This is a genomic window from Streptomyces sp. PCS3-D2 (assembly GCF_000612545.2).
Classification (GTDB): Bacteria; Actinomycetota; Actinomycetes; order Streptomycetales; family Streptomycetaceae; genus Streptomyces.
Map to the genome: position 1 here is coordinate 3993190 of NZ_CP097800.1, position 18639 is coordinate 4011828.

The 18639-nt window shown below is 71.5% G+C and carries 22 protein-coding genes and 1 tRNA gene; 4 read left to right on the plus strand and 19 right to left on the minus strand.

Going from position 1 to position 18639, the window contains the following annotated elements; genetic code table 11:
- Positions 1-57: 57 nt before the first annotated feature.
- From AW27_RS17490 to AW27_RS17530, 9 genes are all read right to left on the minus strand, one after another.
- Positions 58-900, minus strand: coding sequence for an RNA polymerase sigma factor SigF (locus AW27_RS17490; RefSeq protein WP_037920144.1), 843 nt, complete (start codon positions 898-900; stop codon positions 58-60).
- A gap of 230 nt (positions 901-1130) precedes the next feature.
- Positions 1131-2000 (minus strand): RNA polymerase sigma factor SigF, encoded by an 870-nt coding sequence (locus AW27_RS17495; RefSeq protein ID WP_370466498.1) that lies wholly within the window; start codon positions 1998-2000, stop codon positions 1131-1133.
- Between the two features lie 228 nt (positions 2001-2228).
- Positions 2229-2390, minus strand: a complete 162-nt coding sequence (locus AW27_RS17500) for a hypothetical protein (RefSeq protein WP_172671302.1) — start codon at positions 2388-2390, stop codon at positions 2229-2231.
- Between the two features lie 369 nt (positions 2391-2759).
- Positions 2760-3089, minus strand: coding sequence for a hypothetical protein (locus AW27_RS17505; protein ID WP_037920143.1), 330 nt, complete (start codon positions 3087-3089; stop codon positions 2760-2762).
- A 168-nt stretch (positions 3090-3257) separates the two neighbouring features.
- A tRNA-Ser gene (locus tag AW27_RS17510) sits at positions 3258-3342 on the minus strand.
- Between the two features lie 113 nt (positions 3343-3455).
- Positions 3456-3884 (minus strand): tRNA adenosine(34) deaminase TadA, encoded by a 429-nt coding sequence (gene tadA, locus AW27_RS17515; protein ID WP_052030466.1) that lies wholly within the window; start codon positions 3882-3884, stop codon positions 3456-3458.
- A gap of 59 nt (positions 3885-3943) precedes the next feature.
- Complete coding sequence (locus AW27_RS17520; RefSeq protein ID WP_037920141.1) at positions 3944-4492, minus strand: tRNA adenosine deaminase-associated protein; 549 nt, start codon at positions 4490-4492, stop codon at positions 3944-3946.
- 294 nt (positions 4493-4786) lie between these two features.
- Positions 4787-4966: a hypothetical protein gene (locus AW27_RS17525; protein ID WP_030647083.1), complete on the minus strand. Its 180-nt coding sequence runs from the start codon at positions 4964-4966 to the stop codon at positions 4787-4789.
- Between the two features lie 84 nt (positions 4967-5050).
- Complete coding sequence (locus AW27_RS17530; protein WP_037920140.1) at positions 5051-5989, minus strand: universal stress protein; 939 nt, start codon at positions 5987-5989, stop codon at positions 5051-5053.
- Positions 5990-6152: 163 nt separating this feature from the next.
- Between AW27_RS17530 and upp the strand changes: the two genes are divergently transcribed.
- The gene (gene upp, locus AW27_RS17535) at positions 6153-6788 is read left to right on the plus strand and encodes a uracil phosphoribosyltransferase (protein ID WP_030647077.1); all 636 of its coding nucleotides are present in this window, start codon (positions 6153-6155) and stop codon (positions 6786-6788) included.
- A gap of 55 nt (positions 6789-6843) precedes the next feature.
- Here upp and AW27_RS17540 read toward each other — a convergent pair whose 3' ends face one another.
- Together AW27_RS17540 and AW27_RS17545 are read right to left on the minus strand one after the other, a co-directional pair.
- Positions 6844-7521: a LytR C-terminal domain-containing protein gene (locus tag AW27_RS17540; protein WP_078556246.1), complete on the minus strand. Its 678-nt coding sequence runs from the start codon at positions 7519-7521 to the stop codon at positions 6844-6846.
- Positions 7522-7613: 92 nt separating this feature from the next.
- On the minus strand, positions 7614-7910 hold the full coding sequence (locus tag AW27_RS17545) for a type II toxin-antitoxin system VapB family antitoxin (RefSeq protein ID WP_008740979.1): 297 nt from the start codon (positions 7908-7910) through the stop codon (positions 7614-7616).
- An 88-nt stretch (positions 7911-7998) separates the two neighbouring features.
- On the opposite strand from AW27_RS17545, the gene AW27_RS17550 reads away from it, so the two are divergent.
- Together AW27_RS17550 and opcA are read left to right on the plus strand one after the other, a co-directional pair.
- Complete coding sequence (locus AW27_RS17550; RefSeq protein ID WP_037920136.1) at positions 7999-9612, plus strand: helicase HerA-like domain-containing protein; 1614 nt, start codon at positions 7999-8001, stop codon at positions 9610-9612.
- Positions 9613-9632: 20 nt separating this feature from the next.
- A complete protein-coding gene (opcA, locus tag AW27_RS17555) occupies positions 9633-10565 on the plus strand; it encodes a glucose-6-phosphate dehydrogenase assembly protein OpcA (protein WP_037920134.1) in 933 nt (310 codons plus the stop codon).
- On the opposite strand, the gene AW27_RS17560 is transcribed toward opcA, so the two are convergent.
- Together AW27_RS17560 and AW27_RS17565 are read right to left on the minus strand one after the other, a co-directional pair.
- A complete protein-coding gene (locus tag AW27_RS17560) occupies positions 10514-10987 on the minus strand; it encodes a cupin domain-containing protein (RefSeq protein ID WP_037920132.1) in 474 nt (157 codons plus the stop codon). The two genes, opcA and AW27_RS17560, sit on opposite strands and share 52 nt — an antisense overlap.
- A 139-nt stretch (positions 10988-11126) precedes the next feature.
- The gene (locus tag AW27_RS17565) at positions 11127-11765 is read right to left on the minus strand and encodes an HhH-GPD-type base excision DNA repair protein (RefSeq protein WP_037920130.1); all 639 of its coding nucleotides are present in this window, start codon (positions 11763-11765) and stop codon (positions 11127-11129) included.
- 103 nt (positions 11766-11868) lie between these two features.
- Here AW27_RS17565 and AW27_RS17570 point away from each other — a divergent pair, with 103 nt between their 5' ends.
- Entirely contained in the window at positions 11869-12681 is an 813-nt protein-coding gene (locus AW27_RS17570; protein WP_037920128.1) for a VOC family protein, read from the plus strand.
- Between the two features lie 69 nt (positions 12682-12750).
- Here AW27_RS17570 and AW27_RS17575 read toward each other — a convergent pair whose 3' ends face one another.
- The 6 genes from AW27_RS17575 to AW27_RS17600 all read right to left on the minus strand — a co-directional run bounded on the left by AW27_RS17575 (position 12751) and on the right by AW27_RS17600 (position 18403).
- Entirely contained in the window at positions 12751-13989 is a 1239-nt protein-coding gene (locus tag AW27_RS17575) for a hypothetical protein (protein ID WP_236647590.1), read from the minus strand.
- Complete coding sequence (locus AW27_RS17580; protein WP_078556244.1) at positions 13986-15065, minus strand: hypothetical protein; 1080 nt, start codon at positions 15063-15065, stop codon at positions 13986-13988. Before AW27_RS17580 ends, AW27_RS17575 begins: the two co-directional genes overlap by 4 nt.
- A gap of 167 nt (positions 15066-15232) precedes the next feature.
- The gene (locus AW27_RS17585) at positions 15233-16093 is read right to left on the minus strand and encodes a poly-gamma-glutamate hydrolase family protein (protein ID WP_037920124.1); all 861 of its coding nucleotides are present in this window, start codon (positions 16091-16093) and stop codon (positions 15233-15235) included.
- 218 nt (positions 16094-16311) lie between these two features.
- Positions 16312-17319 (minus strand): phosphorothioated DNA-binding restriction endonuclease, encoded by a 1008-nt coding sequence (locus AW27_RS17590; protein WP_078556242.1) that lies wholly within the window; start codon positions 17317-17319, stop codon positions 16312-16314.
- A gap of 449 nt (positions 17320-17768) precedes the next feature.
- Entirely contained in the window at positions 17769-18191 is a 423-nt protein-coding gene (locus AW27_RS17595) for a PIN domain nuclease (protein WP_037920123.1), read from the minus strand.
- A complete protein-coding gene (locus AW27_RS17600; protein WP_037920122.1) occupies positions 18188-18403 on the minus strand; it encodes a type II toxin-antitoxin system VapB family antitoxin in 216 nt (71 codons plus the stop codon). Before AW27_RS17600 ends, AW27_RS17595 begins: the two co-directional genes overlap by 4 nt.
- Positions 18404-18639 lie beyond the last annotated feature (236 nt).

Consider the following 18639-nt stretch of genomic DNA (forward strand, 5'->3'; position numbering starts at 1 on the left):
CCTCGTGGGCGTCCCGGCGGAGGCAACGGGGTCCGCGGGCCCGCGGACCCCGCGGGCTCAGTCCCCGATGAGGCCCACGCGCAGCTGCGCGAGCGTGCGCGTCAGCAGCCGGGAGACGTGCATCTGGGAGATGCCGACCTCCTCGCCGATCTGCGACTGCGTCATGTTCGCGAAGAAGCGCAGCATGATGATCTGCCGTTCCCGGGGCGGGAGTTTGGCGAGCAGCGGCTTCAGGGACTCGCGATACTCGACCCCCTCCAGCGCGGTGTCCTCGTAGCCGAGGCGGTCCGCGAGCGAGCCTTCGCCACCTTCGTCCTCCGGGGAGGGCGAGTCGAGCGAGGAGGCCGTGTAGGCGTTTCCGACGGCGAGGCCGTCGACGACGTCCTCCTCGCTGACCCCGAGCACGGCGGCGAGTTCCGGCACGGTGGGCGAGCGGTCCAGCTTCTGTGCGAGCTCGTCGCTGGCCTTGGTCAGTGCCAGGCGCAGTTCCTGGAGCCGGCGCGGGACGCGCACGGACCAGGAGGTGTCCCTAAAGAATCGTTTGATCTCGCCCACGACGGTCGGCATGGCGAACGTCGGGAATTCCACGCCGCGTTCGCAGTCGAACCGGTCGATGGCCTTGATCAGCCCGATGGTGCCGACCTGGACGATGTCCTCCATCGGCTCGTTGCGGCTGCGGAAGCGGGCGGCGGCGTACCGCACGAGGGGCAGGTTCAGCTCGATCAGGGTGTCGCGTACGTACGCCCGTTCCGGGCTGTCCGCGTCCAGGGTGGCGAGTCGCTGGAAGAGCGAGCGGGAGAGGGTGCGGGTGTCGATGGCTTCCGAGCGTTCGGACACTGCCGGCGGAGCCACGGGCTTTACGAGCGTGAGCACCTTGGAGCTGCCCTGGTCTACGGACATGCCACCCCCTTGAGGTCGCGGACGGTCGCGTGCGGCGCGCCCGTCGGAGGAACGCAGCTTCCACCTGAATACCGGAGGCGGGGCCGCGGCAAACGCGGTTCACGCAGAATGTCACATGTCGGCAACACGCTGTAGCGCCATGTCGACATATAGCTCCGACGACAGAAGGGGGCAGAACGTGATCAGCCCGTTCTGTCGGGAAACAGGTGATTGCTGTACACCCGTTCTGATTACGCTTCGATCCTGTTTGCGGATCGCAGTCGGGCGAAGCTCCGGGCGAGCAGCCGTGAGACGTGCATCTGGGAGACGCCGAGCTCCGCACTGATCTGTGACTGCGTCAGATTGTTGTAGTACCGCAGGAGCAGGATCCGCTGCTCGCGTTCGGGCAGTTGTACGAGGAGGTGGCGGACGAGATCGCGGTGCTCGACCCCGGCCAGCTCCGGGTCCTCGTAGCCGAGCCGGTCCAGCAGCCCGGGCATGCCGTCGCCCTCCTGGGCGGCCTCCAGCGAGGTCGCGTGGTAGCTGCGCCCGGCCTCGATGCAGGACAGCACCTCGTCCTCGGTGATGCGCAGCCGTTCGGCGATCTCGGCCGTGGTCGGCGTCCGGCCGTGGAGGGTGGTGAGGTCCTCGGTGGCGGCGTTGACCTGCACCCACAGCTCGTGGAGGCGGCGCGGCACGTGGACGGTGCGGACGTTGTCGCGGAAGTAGCGTTTGATCTCGCCCACGACCGTCGGCATCGCGAAGGTCGGGAACTGCACTCCGCGGTCCGGGTCGAAGCGGTCGATGGCGTTGATCAGCCCGATGGTGCCGACCTGGACCACGTCCTCCATCGGCTCGTTGCGGCTGCGGAAGCGGGCGGCCGCGTACCGGACCAGCGGGAGGTTCGCCTCGATCAGGGCCCCGCGGACCCGGGCGTGCTCGCTGCTGCCCGGCTGGAGGTCCTTCAGCTGGCCGAACAGGACCTGGGTGAGGGCCCGGGTGTCCGCGCCCCGGCTCGCGGGTCTCGGGGCCGCAGGGAGCTCCTCGGGCGGCTGCGCCTGACGGGTCCCGGTGCGGGGTTCCTGCTGGGGTGGTACCTGGGGGTCCTGCTGGGGCGGCACTTGAGGCGCAGTACTGGCCGGCACGGTCACGCCACCCCTTCAGTCAATTCATCCGTCAAAAGCGGTCATAGCATCACAAGAGATGTGCACTGTGTGCAAGCACCGTATATCGCCGTGTTGACGGCAAGTTGGGCATATCGGGGCATTATGCCTGGTGGTGGGTACGTGAAAGCCCCCCACCCGTCGAGTGGGGGGGCCGGAAGTCCGGGAACCGCTTCGGCGTACGGGTCAGCGCACCAGTTCGGTTATGAACTCGCCGATGCCCGAGGCGGCATCCGATATCCCCTGGAAGCCTATTCCGACGATCTCGGCGGCTCGCTTCGGTTGGGTGATGATCACGAAGAGGGCGAACACGGTGAGGGCACCCGTGATGAGCTTCCTGGTGTCCACGTGCGGGCGGCCTCCCCAACCGGTCCTTGCGAGTCGGGTGAGTCTAACCGGTCAGGTTTGGGCACTCACCTGTCCTTTAAGGACCAATGACCCGGTTTTCCGGGTCTTTCGCCGGTCGGTCGGCGGTCGTGGCGGCCGCAGGATTGAGGTCAGCCCACCGGTTCTGGCAGGAAACCGGAGGGTGAGGGACAGGGCCCCACTGCGGGGTCCGGGCCGCGGGCTTCCCCCCCTGACTGCGGCCCGGGCCGGCGGGCCCGTCCTCGTCGGGGGAAGCGGCTTGTCCCCATGACGCCACTTCCCCCGTCCGAACGCGTCGAAGGCCCCGACCCCGGTCGGGGCCTTCTTCGTGTCCGCCCGCGCGGCCGCGGGCTACTGGATGGCGCCGGCCAGGTCGGTGAGGGGCTGCACCGGGGCGATCACCGGTGCCAGCTGGTTGGGCAGGTCCGCCAGCGCGTTGAGCCCGTTCGCGCCGTCGCCGACCTTTCCGACCACCTCCTGCACGGAGGCGGGCTGGGCCCCCGCGGGCATCCCGGGCGAGGGGATCGGCACGTCCGGAAGGGAGAGGGGGGAGATCGGGGCCGTGTCCGCGGACGCGGCGGGTGCGGCGAGGCCCGCGGCGGCCCCCGCGAGGGCGAAGGCGGCGAGGATGCGCTGGGTCTTGGTCATGCCGTGACAACGGCCGAGGGGGCGGGCGGTCACGCCGCTGTCCTCCGGAGGGCCGATCGGGGGCGCCCCCGCCTGTGTCCCTCCCCGTACGTATTCCGGTCGGCCCGGTGGGTGCGCCCCCCGAGCGGCCCGGAAATACACCGACGGCCTGGAAGTACGCCGAGAGCCCCGACCCTTGCGGGGCGGGGCTCTCGGTCGAAGCGGTAGTGGAGGGATTTGAACCCCCGATGGGTTGCCCCATACTCGCTTTCGAGGCGAGCTCCTTCGGCCACTCGGACACACTACCGAGATGGATCCTAGCCTAAGGAACCCCATCCGCCGAAATCGGTGGGCCCGGCGGTGTCCCGGGGGCGTTTCGGAGGCCGTCAGGAGGCCGTCCGGGGCCGGTGGGGCGAGGCTTCACAGGTCGCGGAAGAAGTCCGTCAGCTGCCGTGCGCACTCGTCGCCCAGCACGCCGCGCACCACCTCCGGCCGGTGGTTGAGCCTGCGGTCGCGGACGAGGTCCCACAGCGAGCCGGCGGCTCCGGCCTTCTCGTCGTCCGCGCCGTAGACGACCCGGGCGACGCGTGCCTGAACGAGCGCGCCCGCGCACATCACGCACGGCTCCAGGGTGACCACGAGGGTGCACCCGGGAAGCCGCCATTCCCCGAGCCGGGCGGCGGCCCGGCGCAGCGCCAGGACCTCGGCGTGCGCCGTGGGGTCGCCGCTCGCCTCGCGCTCGTTGTGTCCGGTGGCGAGGATCTCCCCGCCCGGGCCCAGCACGACGGCGCCGACCGGCACGTCGCCGGCCGGCACCGCCCGGGCGGCCTCCTGGAGCGCCAGGCGCATGGAGGTCCGCCACGGGTCCCGTACGGGATCGACGGGATCGGTGGTGTCGGTGCCGAGCACTAGCGGACGGCCTCCAGGACCTCGGTGGCGCCGAGGGACTCGGCGATCTCGGAGAGGGCGTCCCCGTCCAGTGTCATCAGCTGCTTGTTGGTCACCCCGAGGTCGTCCAGCAGCCGGGGGTCGCCGAGCGGACCGGCCGGTGCCGGCTCGGAACCGGCCCCACGCTCCCCGTCCTCGCCGGTGTCCTCGTCCGTGAACCCGGCGATGGATTCCTCCTCGCCGTCCTCGGTGCCGTCCAGGTCCAGTTCGTCGAGTTCGTCGTCCTCCTCGTCGCTGCCCAGCAGCTCTTTGGTCAGCATCGAGCCGTAGGAGCTGCGGGCGGCCGCGGCGGCGTTCGACACGAAGTACCGCGGGTCCTCCTCGCCGTCCACGCGGACGACGCCGAACCAGGCGTCCTCCTCCTCGATGAGGGCGACCACCGTGTCGTCGTCGACAGCGGCGGAACGGGCGAGATCGATCAGATCACTGAGGGACTCGACGTCGTCGAGTTCCATGTCGCTCGCTTCCCACCCGTCTTCGGTGCGCGCGAGCAGTGCGGCGAAATACACCGTGACTCTCCCACTGGTCTTAGGTGTGCCGGTTGGAGGTCCCCCCGGCCGGAGGTTGGAGCGGAACGGCCGTGCTGCTCGCCGCCCTGCCCCGCCCAATCGGCATCGTGGCAGAAACGGCGGCGTTGCGAGAGGTCTTCCGCGCTTGCGTCGTGCCGCGCCGTTCCGCGCCGCGCCCCGCCGGGCCGTGTGCGGGGCCCCTGTGCCGGGGCGTGCCGGGGTGGCGCAGGCGGCGCCGGTCGCCGGGCGGGTCGCCCGTGTCGGGCCCGGCCCAGCCGGGTGATCCGGCCGGGATCACCAGCGGAAAGTGCGCATGCGCATCTGCTGGCGCATACGGGCCGCACGGGCGCGGCGGGGCTGTACGCGATCGCGCAGCGCGCGGGCCTCCATCAGGTCGCGCAGGAACTGCGCGCGGCGCGCTCGGCGCTGCGCCGCGGTCTCCGGAGTGTCGTCGCTCGGCTGCGTGTCGGGCATCGGCCACCACCCTGGGCTGGTCGGTCGTTTCCCCCTGCACCCACCTTCCCCCGGACCGGGGGTTTGATGCCACCCCTGTGCAGGTCAGGCCTCGTCCCTGAGCGTCGGGACGATCGCGACCGGGCCGTGCGCGTGGTGGAGTACGGCATGGGCCACCGAGCCGATCTGCAGGGACATGGCGGTGCGCCTGGGGTGGTGGCGGCCGACCACCACCAGGGCCGCCGACCGGGAGGCGTCGACGAGCCGGCCCGCCGGGTCCCCGGGGACGGCGGCCTGCTCGACGGGGACGTCCGGGAAGCGCGCGCGCAGCGGCTCCAACCGCTGCGCCTGCGAGCGGAGCATCTCCCGTTCGGCCGGTACGCCGTCCCCACCGTCGGCGAGTCCCTCCGGCGGGACCACCTCGAAGGGCCGGTCGATCACCAGGGCCGGCGCGGGCGGGACGGCGTAGGCGGAGACCACCTGGACGGTGGTCCCCCGCACGGCCGCCTCCGCGAAGGCGAAGGACAGTACGTCGTCGGGGGTCTCGGCGGCGTGCAGCCCGAGCACCACGCGTCCGGCGGACGCCTCGGAGGCGGCCCCGGCATCGCGCTCGGCGTGCGGGACCACCACCACGGGGCACGGGGCGGTCGAGGCCACCGCCCTGCTGCTCGACCCGAGCAGCAGGCTGGCGAACCCGCCACGGCCCCGCGAGCCCATCACGAGCATCAGGGCGCCCGCACCGATCACCCGCAGCGCCTCGGGGACGGAGCCCTCCAGGGACTCGTACCGGACCCCGTCCGGCAGCGCGGCGCCCTCGCCGAGCACGCTCCTGACCCAGTCGTGCACCGGGTCGGGGTACTCCTGCGGTTCGGAGGCGTCGTGCAGGGACGCCCGGCGGCCCGCGTACAACTGGGCGTGATCGGGCAGTACGTGGGCGACGAGAAGCCCGGTAGCGTGCCGCAGGGCGGCGCCCCGCGCCCACTGAAGGGCCTTGAGGCTGTGCTCGGACCCGTCGACGGCTGCGATCACCGGTGCGTTGCTCACCCGTCCAGCGTGCTGGGCGTCCGGGCGGGTCGCATCCGCAGGCCGCTGCGGGCGTGGCCGCCGCTTCCGACGCGAAGGGGCCGCGTCAGCGCGTAGCCTTTTGGGTGCAGGTCGCGTCGTGCGGCCGTTTTTGCTGGTCGCAGGCTGAGTTTTGGAGGATGTTGTGCGTTTGCAGGTCGTCGATCACCCCTTGGTGGCGCACAAACTCACCACCCTGCGCGACAAGCGCACCGATTCCGCCACCTTCCGGCGGCTGGCCGATGAGCTGGTGACCCTGCTCGCCTACGAGGCCACCCGTGACGTGCGCACCGAGCAGGCCGACATCGAGACGCCGGTCGCCCCGACCACGGGCGTGAAGCTCTCGGCCCCCCGGCCGCTGATCGTCCCGATCCTGCGGGCGGGCCTGGGCATGCTGGACGGCATGGTGCGGCTGCTGCCGACCGCCGAGGTGGGCTTCATGGGCATGGTCCGCAACGAGGAGACGCTGGAGGCCTCCACGTACGCGACCCGCATGCCGGAGGACCTCTCCGGTCGCCAGGTCTACGTCGTGGACCCGATGCTCGCCACCGGCGGCACGCTCGTCGCGGCGATCCAGGAACTGATCAAGCGTGGCGCCGACGACGTCACGGCCGTGGTGCTGCTGGCCGCGCCCGAGGGCGTCGAGGTCATGGAGCGCGACCTGGCGGGCACGCCGGTGACGGTCGTGACGGCCGCGGTGGACGAGCGGCTCAACGAGCACGGCTACATCGTGCCGGGCCTGGGCGACGCCGGTGACCGGATGTACGGCTCGGCGGAGTAGCCGCCCGGGCGGTCCGGCCGCCCCATCGGGGTCGCCGGACCGTGTGCCCGGCGGCTCAGCAGTTCTTGGCGGGCGCGGGCGCGGGGTTGGCCAGGAGGGCCAGCGCCTTGTCCGCGTCCTCCTTCGTGCTGAGCTGTTGGAAGGCGTCGCCCAGGATCAGGTCGACGTCCGCGGTCTCACGGGTGTCGGTCTGCTGGGTGGTGCCGGGGAGCTGGGTGCCGAGCACGGCGAAGACGGCCTTGTCGGTCGTCGGGGAGCCCAGCAGTATCCCGGTCCCGGGGACCTTCTTGTCGAAGTCGGCCGGGGCGTTGCCGACGGTGCCGACGAGGAAGCCGCGTTTGGCCAGTTCGTCACCGACGGCCTTGGCCAGACCCGCCCGCTGGGTCGCGTTGAAGACGTTGACCGTGATCGTGCCGGGCTGGGGGAGTACCACCGCCGGACCTGCGGGTGCGGACGCCGTGGCGGCGGCCGCCGGGGCGCCGCCCTTGGCCGCTGCCTCGGGCGATTTCGTCGGGCAGTCCTTGGCACCGGCAGCCGTGTTCCGCTTGGGCCCGTCGCCGCGGAACACGCCGATGAGCTGCAGTGCCCCGTAGCCGACCAGGGCAAGCGCGAGGGCCGAGCCGAGCACGGCGAGGACGATCCGGCGTCGGCTCCGCTTACGGCTCATGCGGGGGTAGGCGGTCCCCGTGACGCGGTACTTTCCGCCCATGCCGGGGGGAGTGAGCATGCTCATGGGCGCAGCGTAGTGCGACCTGGTGGTGATGCCTACTAAATGATCTGCTGATAGGTCAATGGCGACCCGAAAGGCGCAATCCGCGCGAAGCGTCAGTCCATCTCCAGGACGCGGGCGTGCAGCACCTGACGCTGCTGCAGAGCCGCGCGCACGGCGCGGTGCAGCCCGTCCTCCAGATAGAGGTCGCCCTGCCACTTCACGACATGGGCGAACAGGTCGCCGTAGAAGGTGGAGTCCTCGGCGAGCAGCGTTTCGAGGTCCAGCTGGCCCTTGGTCGTCACGAGCTGGTCGAGCCGGACCGGGCGCGGCGCGACGTCCGCCCACTGCCGGGTGGTTTCCCTGCCGTGGTCGGGGTACGGCCGCCCGCTTCCGATGCGCTTGAAGATCACACGGAAAGCCTACCGGGCCCGTGCCTGCGGGCGCAGCCTCGCAAGGGTGGTGCAAAAGTGACGAAGAGTGCTATTTCGGGAGTGATCCATGGGTGAGAGCACCGACGCCACCACCGTCGCGGACCCGACGGGCCCGGCCGGACAGATCGCCGCCGGGTACGCCTTCACCGGACCCGCGCTCGATCTGGGCGCCCTCCTCTGGGACGGCGCGTGCCTGCCCGATCACCGGATCCGCATTTGCCTGTCGATGCTCAACCGGCACGGGCTGGTCGCCGGCGCCACCGGCACCGGCAAGACCAAGACGCTCCAGCTCGTCGCCGAGCAGCTGTCGGCGCACGGGGTCCCCGTCTTCCTCGCCGACGTCAAGGGCGACGTCTCGGGGATCACCGCACCCGGTACGCGCGGCGAGCGGATCGACGAGCGGGCCCGGGACGTGGCCCAGAGCTGGGAGCCCACCGGCTACCCGGGCGAGTTCTACTCGCTGGGTGGGATCGGCCCCGGCATCCCGGTCAGGTCGACCGTCACCGCCTTCGGCCCGGTGCTGTTGGCGAAGGTGCTCCGGCTCAACCAGACCCAGGAGCAATCCCTCGGCCTGATCTTCCACTACGCCGACACCAAGGGCTTGGAGCTGATCGACCTCAAGGACCTGCGCGCGGTCGTCGCCTTCCTCGTGTCCGACCGGGGAAAGGCGGAGCTCAAGGGCATCGGCGGACTGTCCACGGCGACTGCCGGGGTGATCCTGCGGGCGCTGACCGCCTTCGAGGCGCAGGGGGCCGCGGAGTTCTTCGGCGAGCCCGCGTTCGACACGGGCGAGTTCCTGCGCACGGCCGCCGACGGCCGCGGGGTGGTCTCCGTCCTGGAACTCCCCGCGGTCCAGGACCGGCCGCAGCTCTTCTCCACCTTCCTGATGTGGCTGCTCGCCGACCTGTACACCGACCTGCCGGAGGTCGGCGACCTGGACAAGCCCAAGCTCGTCTTCTTCTTCGACGAGGCCCATCTGCTCTTCGGCGGGGCCTCGAAGGCATTCCTGGAGTCGGTCACCCAGACCGTCCGGCTGATCCGCTCCAAGGGCGTCGGCGTCTTCTTCGTGACGCAGACCCCCAAGGACGTGCCGGCCGACGTGCTCGCCCAGCTCGGCAACCGCGTGCAGCACGCCCTGCGCGCCTTCACCCCCGACGACGCCAAGGCGCTGAAGGCGGCCGCGAAGACCTTCCCGTACTCCGCCTACGACCTGGAGAAGCTGCTCACCGGGCTGGGCACCGGCGAGGCCGTGGTCACCGTGCTCGGCGAGAACGGCGCCCCCACCCCGGTCGCGGCGACCCGGCTGCGCGCCCCGCAGTCCCTGATGGCACCGATCGCGGCGGCCGACCTGGAGCAGGCCGCGAAGGCCTCGCCGCTCTGGTCGCGCTACGCCCAGCCGGTCGACCGCGAGTCGGCGTACGAGAGGATCAGCGCCGAACAGGCCGCCGCGGAGGCCCGGGCGGAGGCGGCCGCCGCGGCCGCCGCGGCCGAGAAGGAGTCCGAGGCGGCGCGGAAGGAGGCCGCGAGGGCGGCCGGCCGGGGTGCTCCGAAGGCGGCCCGCTCCCCGGCCGAGCAGGTCCTGGGCAGCGGGCTGTTCCGGTCGCTCGCCCGGTCGATCGGAACCCAGCTGGGTCGGGAGATCTCGCGCTCCGTCTTCGGTACGGCGCGCAGGCGTCGATGACGCGGTGACAGACTCGGGGCATGCGGACCGAACTCACCGACACCACGTCCAGCAAGGTCAATCGGGCCCTGCTCGCAGCACGACGGGCGATAGGCAGCCCCACCATGGGGCTGGTGCTGACGCTCGTCGTCGTCACCGACGAGGAGAACGCCTACGACGCCGTACGTGCGGCCTCCGAGGCCTCGCACGAGCACCCGTGCCGCATCATCGCGGTCATCAAGCGGGTCTCGCGCGGCCCGCACAAGCTCCGCGCGAGTCGGGTGGACGCCGAACTCCGGGTCGGGTCGGACGCCGGGGCCGGGGAGCTCGTGGTGCTGCGCCTGCACGGGGCGCTGACCGAGCAGGCCGGATCGGTCGTGCTGCCGCTGCTGGTGCCGGACGCGCCGGTGGTGGCCTGGTGGCCGGCCGATGCCCCCGCCGACCTGGCGCGCGACCCGTTGGGCGCGCTCGCGCAGCGCCGGATCACGGACGCGGCCGCCGCCTTCGACCCGGTGGGCGTGCTCGACGAGCGGGCCGCCGGCTACCAGCCGGGCGACACCGACCTGGCCTGGACCCGGCTCACGCCGTGGCGGGCGCTGCTGGCCGCGGCCCTGGACCAGACTCCGCTGCCGGTGACCGGGGCGGCGGTGGAGAGCGAACCCGACAACGCGAGCGCCGAGCTGCTGGCGCGCTGGTTGGAGGACCGGCTCGGCGTGCCGGTGGACCGGATCGCCACGGACGGCCCCGTCATCACCGGGGTGGTGCTGCACACCACGGGCGGGGACATCCGGGTGGACCGGCCCGCTGGTGCGCTCGCCACCCTGATCCTGCCGGGGAGCCCCGACCGCAGGGTGGCCCTGAAGATCCGCAGCGGCGCCGAACTGATCGCGGAGGAACTGCGCCGCCTCGACGCGGACGTGGTCTACGGCTCCGCGCTGCGGCGGCGGCCGCTCCAGGCGGGGCTCTCGGCATAGTGGTTGTCGTAGGCCGCCGAGCTGTCCTTGATGTCCTGCACGGTGGCCTCGCCCGCGTGGACCCGGCCGAGGAGCCGGTAGTAGTCGAAGCGGCCCATGCCGGGGGTGAAGCCGACGAAGACGCTCGCCGTGTGGCCGGGGGCGGGGGCGAAGGCGTGCTTCACCCCCGGCGGAATCGCGATGAAGTCGCCGGCGCCCAGGGTCTGGACCTCGTCGCCGACGAGGACGTCGAGGCGCCCCGCGGTGACGTGGAAGAACTCGGTGGCCCTGGTGTGGAAGTGCACCGGGGCGCCCGCCGCGCCCTCCTCGAAGGCGGCGGTGTTGCAGGTGAGCTCGGCGGTGTCGGTCAGCAGCGTGATGAGGCTGCCGGGGGCGTCCTGGACGGCCTCGGCGGTGGCGGCGCGGGTCGCGATCTGTGTCATGCCTCCACGCTACGGACCCGACCGACCGGCAGCAGGGGCCAATCGGGACCCCGTGCGGCCGGTCAATCCGGGCCGGTCCCCCGCCCCGGGCCCGGCCGACCCTGACCGGGGCCGGAGCGGTCACGGCGGCCGGGACGGGTCAGGAGCCGCCCTCGGTCTTGGCGGCCTCGGTGGCCTTGGCGGTCTTCGCGGTCTTCGCGGCCTTGGCGGCGGCCTTCATCTCCTGCTTGTGCGCCCGCACCTTGGCCAGGGACTCGGGCCCGGTGATGTCGGCTGCCGAACGGTAGACGTTCGCCCGGCCGTAGCCACCCGCCGCCTCCCGCCATCCCGTCGGCCGCACCCCGAACCGCTTGCCCAGCAAGGCGAGGAAGATCTGCGCCTTCTGCTCCCCGAAGCCCGGCAGCGCCTTGAGCCTCCCCAGCAGCTCCTGCCCCGTCGCCGCGTCGGCCCAGACGGCCTCGGCGTCTCCGCCGTAGTGCTCCACCAGGTACGCGCACAGCTGCTGGATCCGCGTGGCCATCGACCCCGGGTACCGGTGCACGGCGGGCTTCTCCGAGAGCAGGGCGGCGAAGGCCTCCGGGTCGTAGGCGGCGATCGCGTGCGCGTCCAGGTCGTCGGAGCCGAGCCGCTGGGCGATCGTCCAGGGCCCGGAGAACGCCCACTCCATCGGCACCTGCTGGTCCAGCAGCATTCCGACGAGTGCGGCGAGCGGGCTCCGGCCGAGCAGCGCGTCGGCGTCGGGCTGCTGTGCCAGCCGGATGGTGATGTCCTTGTCCATGGCTCCAGCGTCCCGCGCGGGCGCGCTCCCCGCGCGGTCGGCACACCACGCGCCTAGCGTGAGTACGACGACAGCAAGGAACGAGTCGAGGAGTCGATCGATCATGCTTGAGTTCCCCGAAGGCGCGCCGTGCTGGGTGGACGCGATGTTCAGGGACGTGGAGGGTGCCAAGACCTTCTACGGCGACGTGCTCGGCTGGACCTTCGGCGAGTCCAGCAGCGAGTACGGCAACTACACGCAGGCCTACTCGGACGGCAAGGCCGTCGCGGCCGTCGTACCGCCGATGCCCGGGGTGGACGCCCCCTCGCAGTGGTGCCTGTATTTCGCCTCCCCCGACGCGGCGGCCACGGCCGGGAAGGTGACGGAGAACGGCGGCGAGGTCCTGATGGGGCCGATGCAGGTCGGCCCCTTCGGCACGATGCTGATCGCGAAGGAGCCGAGCGGCGCCGTCTTCGGCGTCTGGCAGCCCGGCGACCACCGGGGCTTCGAGAAGGCGGGCGAGGCGGGTTCCTACGCCTGGGCGGAGGTCTTCACCAGGGAGCCGGACAAGCCGGACGCCTTCCTGACGAAGGTCTTCCCGTACAGCGCCCAGCAGATGGACCCCGGCGACGACCCGGAGACGGCCGACATGGACTTCAAGGTCTTCAACGTCGGCGACCCGGGACGGCCGGTGCTGGGCCGGATGAAGATGGGCGACGACTTCCCCCCGGAGGTGCCGCCGTACATCCAGGTCTACTTCGGGGTCCCGGACTGCGACGAGGCGGTGTCGAAGACGCAGAAGCACGGCGGGAAGCTGCACTTCGGGCCGATGGACAGCCCCTTCGGCCGGTTCGCGGCGGTCTCCGACCCGCAGGGCGCCGCCTTCGCGGTGATCGACATGTCGACGACGGTCGGGGAGATGCCGACCTTCGGCTGATCCCGGGCACCGGCCCCGCCGGACGGAACACGGGGGCAGCCCTGCCGATCGGCTGCCCCCGCACACCCGTCAGGGCTGTGGCAGCGTCACCTTCTCGGGGCCGCAGCCGATGCGTTCGGACTCCGCCTCGACGTAGGCGGGCATCAGGGCGCGCAGGGGGGCGAAGCCGGCCTTACCCATCGTGTCCTTCTGCTCCATCATGAAGATCACGTATCCGCTCTGGCAGCGGGCCCGGTACACGGCCCGGGTCACGTTGAGCGATCCGTGCCCGTTGGAGCCCTTGAAGGACGTCCCTCCCTTGAGGACGTCCTGGGAGAAGACGTCCGCCAGCGCCGGGTCCGTGACGGTGGTCAGCCGCAGCACGGCCCTGGGGTAGTCGGGGGCCGATTCGCAGATCCGGGCGGGGGTGCCCGCTCCGCTGATCCGGGTGCGTGCCAGGCTCTCGCGGTACTCCGCCGGGAGGGTGAGTCCCTTGATGCCGCAGAAGGCGTCCGGCCCGGTGTCCTGCCAGGTGACGACCTCCTTCGGCAGGTCGGGCGACCGGTAGGCCCCGGAGCAGCCGAAATCGCGGATGACTCCGTTGGCCGCGTCCACCACGGCGTGGGCCAGCGCGGCGCGGTCCTCCCGCTCGTCTTCGGGCGAGATCTCCAGGCCGGCCGAGCCCATGCCGACATCGACCACGACCGGCCCCTCGAACGCGGACGGCCTGCCGGTGCACGACTGGGGGATCGCCAGCCAGGCGCGGGAGGAGGAAGTCATTCCGGGCAGGCCCTCGCCCAGGGACACCATGCCGGCCGCGAGGAACTCCTCGGGCCACTGCCGAGCGTCGCTTCCGGTCAGTCCGTCCAGCTTGTGCACCCGTACGGTCAGCTGCCTTTTGACCTGATCGCCCTTGTAACTGGTGATGCGGCACTGGCCGTGGACCAGGCCGCGGCCGCGCGAGTCGGGTTGCAGTTTCTGCTCCTCGACCTCGGTCCGGCGGTCACCGAAGAGCGCGGACATCGTCGAGTCGCTCAGCGAGTCCCAGCACGGCGCGGGGCCGAGCAGCGGGAGGGTACCGGTCTGCCAGGCCACCGTGCCGGCACCGAGCAGGGCACCGGCGAGGACGCCGGCCGCCGTCGCGCGTACCGTACGGCTCCGCAGCAGCCGGCGCACCGCCGAGGGCGGGGCGGGCTCCGGGGCGGGGATCCGGTCCGGGCCTCCGACGAAGGCCGCCACCGCCGACGGCGCCGCTGTCGGCGTCGCCGTTCCCTCGTCGCCGGCCGCGGTGTTCTCGTCCGATCCGAGTCCGTTCACGTTCGCGCTCACGCGTTCTCTCCTGCCGTGCATCCGATGCGCCCGCTGACGGACTTGACGAAGTTCGCGAACACCTGCTCGCCGCCGGGGACGGCCCGGCCGGCCAGCGCGGGGCCGATGTTCCCGTAGAACACCGTCGGCCGTCCGTCACAGGTGGCCCGTACGAGGCCGTGGCCGGCGCCCTCCGGAAGCCCGTCGAAGAGGGTCGCCATCCGCGGCTCGGACGCCATCACGAACTGGGCGGCCGGCTCTTCGGGTACGCCGCGCACGCGCGACACCACCGAGCACGTGTGGAGGTGTGCGGCGACCACACCGATCCGCTGGCGGTAGGTGGACTCCTTCCCGAATTCGAAGGTCACCCCGGGAATCCGGCACAGAGGAGTCGAGGCCCCGTCCTCCTCCTCGGCGGTGACCGCCATGGGCGACGTCGAGCGCAGCGGTTTGTCGGGCTTGCACCCCGCCTTCGCCATGGTGGTGTCGGCCGCGTCCAGCAGCATCCGTGCCACATCCATGCGGCTGCCGATGGCGAAGGGCATGGCCTTCTTGCCGAGATGGCCGTCGCCCCAGCCCTCGCTGCGCAGCGTGACCACGGACGGCCTGCCGGACACGTCGCAGGCTTCGGGAAGCACGAGCATGGCCCGGTCGCCGGCGACCAGCCCGCTCAGACCGTCCGGCAGCGGCGAGGCGGAACCGTCGAAGAAGTGGGCCAGCCACGCCCGGCGTTCCTCGGCCGCGGCAGGGAGGGGCCCGTATGCCAGGGTGACGCGCTCGTCGAAGTTCAGCGGGTCGTCCGAGTCGTCGTCGGCGACGGACGAGGAGATGGTGACCGTGCAGGTGGCGTTCGGTGCGGTGGCCGAGGGCGGAGCCGACTCCTCTGCCCGCCGCTCGGATTCGGACTTCCCCAGCGCCTTCTCGCCGAGGAAGTCCGGACCGCTGTCCTCCTGCCATGCTCCCCAGCAGTAGCTCGCCCGGAAGGGCCAACTGCCGGTTGCACTGGCACCGTAGAGGCAGGCACCCGCGACGAGCACCGCCGCGCCTGCCGCGATGCCGGCGGCCCTTCGCCGTCCGATACCGATACCGATACCCATGTCATTCCCCCGTGTGAACCCGCGTGGATCAGAACAAACGCACTGATGGTAATTTCCGGCGCGGCAGAGCAGTTGAGGGCCCCCGGCCGGCAGCGGTTCGGCGGCGGAGCGCAGGGTGTGGGCTGCCGACCTGCCCGCGGGCCGGCCGGCTCCGTGGGCGAAGAGGCTCAGTGGTCGAAGAGGCTCTTGCGGGCCAACTGCTCCGCCTCCATGGCCGCGATGGCGTCACGGCAGGCGTTGGCGAACTTCCAGAAGTCCGCGTTGGCGGTGGCCGCACGGTTGCTCGCACCGGAGAAGGTGCCGAAGAGGCTCCGGCGGAGCTCCGTGGTCATCTCCAGCTGGCCGCCGCCCTCGCCCGTCAGGGTGCGGTTGCAGATGTTCGCCGGGAGGTCGCCGTTGAGGTCCTCCGGGTCGTTGCCGAGCACCTGGAAGCCGGCGTTGCCCAGCTTCGCGGACAGCAGTTGGCGGAAGCGGGTGTTGAGCCCGCCGACCACGACCGCCTCGGGCCGGATGGTGGGAGCGCCGGCTTGCGCTGCGGTGCAGCCGTGCAGGCTGAGGACGTTGGCGCTGCCGGCGGCCATGGAACGGGCGACCGGGTCGTCGCAGTGCGAGGCGGTGACGTGCAGCTCGCCGTTGTTGGAGGGGCGCATGCCTTCGAGCATCCAGTAGTCGTACACCGGGGCGCCCGCCGTCACGGGGGCGAGCGTGTCGGGCCGGTAGCCCGCTATGCCCAGGCAGAGTTCGGACGTGCCCATCTCGATTCCGCCGCCGTGGATGGCCAGCACGGTGGTCAGACGGGGGCGGGGCGTGGTGGCCCTGTCGTGGTCGGAGACCTCGTGCCGCTTGAAGCGGCGGGCGAAGTCCTCGCCCTCGACCGTCTTCGCGTACAGGTCCGAGTTCGAGTTGTACGTGTCGCCTCCGGCGGCGGCGGCCGGAGTCGCGGTGAGTCCGGTCAGCAGCGGGCCGCCCGCGGCTGCCGCCACGAGGGAGGTGAGGACGGTCCTGCGACTGGTGTGGGACTGGGACATCGTTGTTCCTTCGGTCTGTGCGGGCCGGTCCACGGACGGGCACCACGCCGGATCGTTGGCACGGAACCGGGAAGGACCGCATGCCACACGATGGCGTGACCGAACAGTCGGATCCCCCCATCCGATGGCCCGAACCTTAGCGGGTGTCGGACGGGACGGGCATGCGGGCTATCCGTCCACCAGCTCTCACGCCGCTGGTCGGAGGTGCCTGCGTCCACTCAGGCGGGCGGCCCGGACCGGGAGTTCGCCGGCAGTGTCCTCGTCATCTCCCGGGAGTTGCGCCAGGCATCGGACGGACCCGGTTCGGCGCGTACCGCGCGGGAACCGCTTCGTGGGGGGTCTGCGTCCGGGCGCGGGGTGCCGTGGAAGACCTGGCTGGTGTGCCAGGAGCGGTGGTGCGCCGCCACGGGGCGGACGCCCGGCTGCGGGCCGATGAGTGGACGGCCCGCGAGTGCTATGACGTGCGCGCGGGCGGCGGGGCTGTGTCCGATGAAGCGCTGCGAGACGAGGATGCGGTGGCCGTCGCCGACCCCGAGGACGCCCTTGTCGAAGAGCTTGTGGTGCAGCGCGCACAGGCACAGGCCGTTGTCGACCTCGTCGGGGCCGTCGAACGCCCACCAGCGCACGTGCGCGGCCTCCAGCCCGACCGGAACCGTCCCGATCCGCCCGTCGTAGCCGCAGAAGGCGCACTGGTACTCGTAGGCCGTCAGCACCAGCTCCCGCATCCGCCGGTCCCTTTGCCGCCGCGCCGGAGACAGCACTCCGGTCTCCGCCGGCTCCGGCTCCAGGCCGATCGCTTCGCACAGTTCGCCGTGCAGGGAGGGCGGGAAGTGCAGGTCGAGCAGTACGCGCGCCATCCGGCCCAGCAGTGACGGCTCCCGCCGCAGTGCCGCCCGCAGTTCCGGCGCCAGCCGCCCGACCGCCCCGGCCGCCCGCAGCTCCCGCACCGCTGGTCCGGGGCTGCCGGGCCCGCGGTCGGTGCGGACCTCCCACACGCCGTCGCCGGCCAGGTGGTGGAAGGGGTAGGCGGGCGTCGTCCTGTGGGGCGGGCCGTACTCGGCCAGCAGCCGCTTCAGGTCCTCCTCCACCGCGCTGTAGAGCAGTCCGCCGTCGGCATCCTGCTGGAACCTGCCGAGGGCGTAGAGGAGGAGCAGCGGTTTGTGGGGAGCGCGCGCCCCGCCTCTGGTCCACTGCCTCAGCGTCGCGGTCCGCTCCAGCCAGTCCATGACCGGCGATCGTAGTGGCGCCGCGGCGAGAAGCCCGAAGCGAGCGGGATCGGAGAAGAGCCCGTCACGAGGCCGCGGCGGTGGGGTGGTTGCCGATCGCGGCGTGCACCCGTTGGCCCCGACGCTCGCCGCTCCCCAAGGAGCCTGGTGCGCCGCGAGAAATGTCGTGAATGTGGCAAGTGAATGAGGCCGAAACTGAGATCAGGACATGCAGAAGACCCCGGCCGCTAGAGCGGTCCGGGGTCTTCGTTTCGCCTGTTCAGGCAACTGCGGAGGATACGAGATGCGAACTCGTGAGGGGTTGCCCCCCCCACACGCTTTCCCACTGTGCGTACGGGTGTCCGGCTGGAGTCGTACTCGTCCTGACCTGCGGCGAAGCGGTGTGATGGCCTCGGTCCGGATGGCCCTGGACGAAGGCGAATGCAACCAGAACCGCAACCACTGCCCGACTACTTGCGGCTCTCCGGGCCGTACCACTGGAGGGGTTGGCCGGTGACCGCGGCGATGCACTCGAAGTCGTGGTCACGGTGCAGGAGGGTGAGGCCCTGCAACTCGGCGGTTGCGGCGACGACGAGATCGACTGCACCAGCGCTGCGGTGCTTGCCCTGTTTCGTGAGGGCCTCCTGTACCTGCCAGGCCCGGTCATAGGCCCGGTCGTCGACCGGGACCCAGCCGAAGATCAGCCGGACGTCCTCGATGCCCCGCGCTCTGTCGGCGGCCGATCGGGCGCTGTAGAAGAACTCCAGCTCCGTGATGGGGCATGTGGCGATCAGGCCGGCTGCTGCTGCCTGGTCCCAGCCGTACTGCTCCGCGTCGCCCCGCAGGAAGCGGGCGAGGGCGCTGGTGTCCATCAGGTAGAGAGCAGCGTTCACCGTCGGTAGTTCCTCTTTTCCTCGAACAGCGTCAGGTCGAACGCGCCTTCGTCGGCCGCGGCGCGCAGGCGGGTCAAGGCCAGCGCGCGCCGCCTGTTCTCCAGTACCTCGCGCAGGGCCGTGTTGACCGTCTCCTTCTTGGTACTGGTCCCCAGAGCCTTGGCCACGTCCGCGACCAGCTCGTCATCGAGGTCGATCACCGTGCGACTCATGGTACACCTCCTTGATATCAAGTATGGAGAAAACTATACCTCTCATAGGTCATCGCTGCGCCGTGTTCTCTTCCTCGTGGCTGCCGGGTGTCCACGGCAGGCTCGGGTGGAGGTTCCGGAGGGGTGAACGGGCCGCACTCCGTCAGGGTGGGGGTGGTGTCGGAATCTGCTCGGTGCGGGAGGGGCATCCGGATGCTCGTTGGCCGGGCATGAGGTGAAGCGCTCTCGACTCGGTG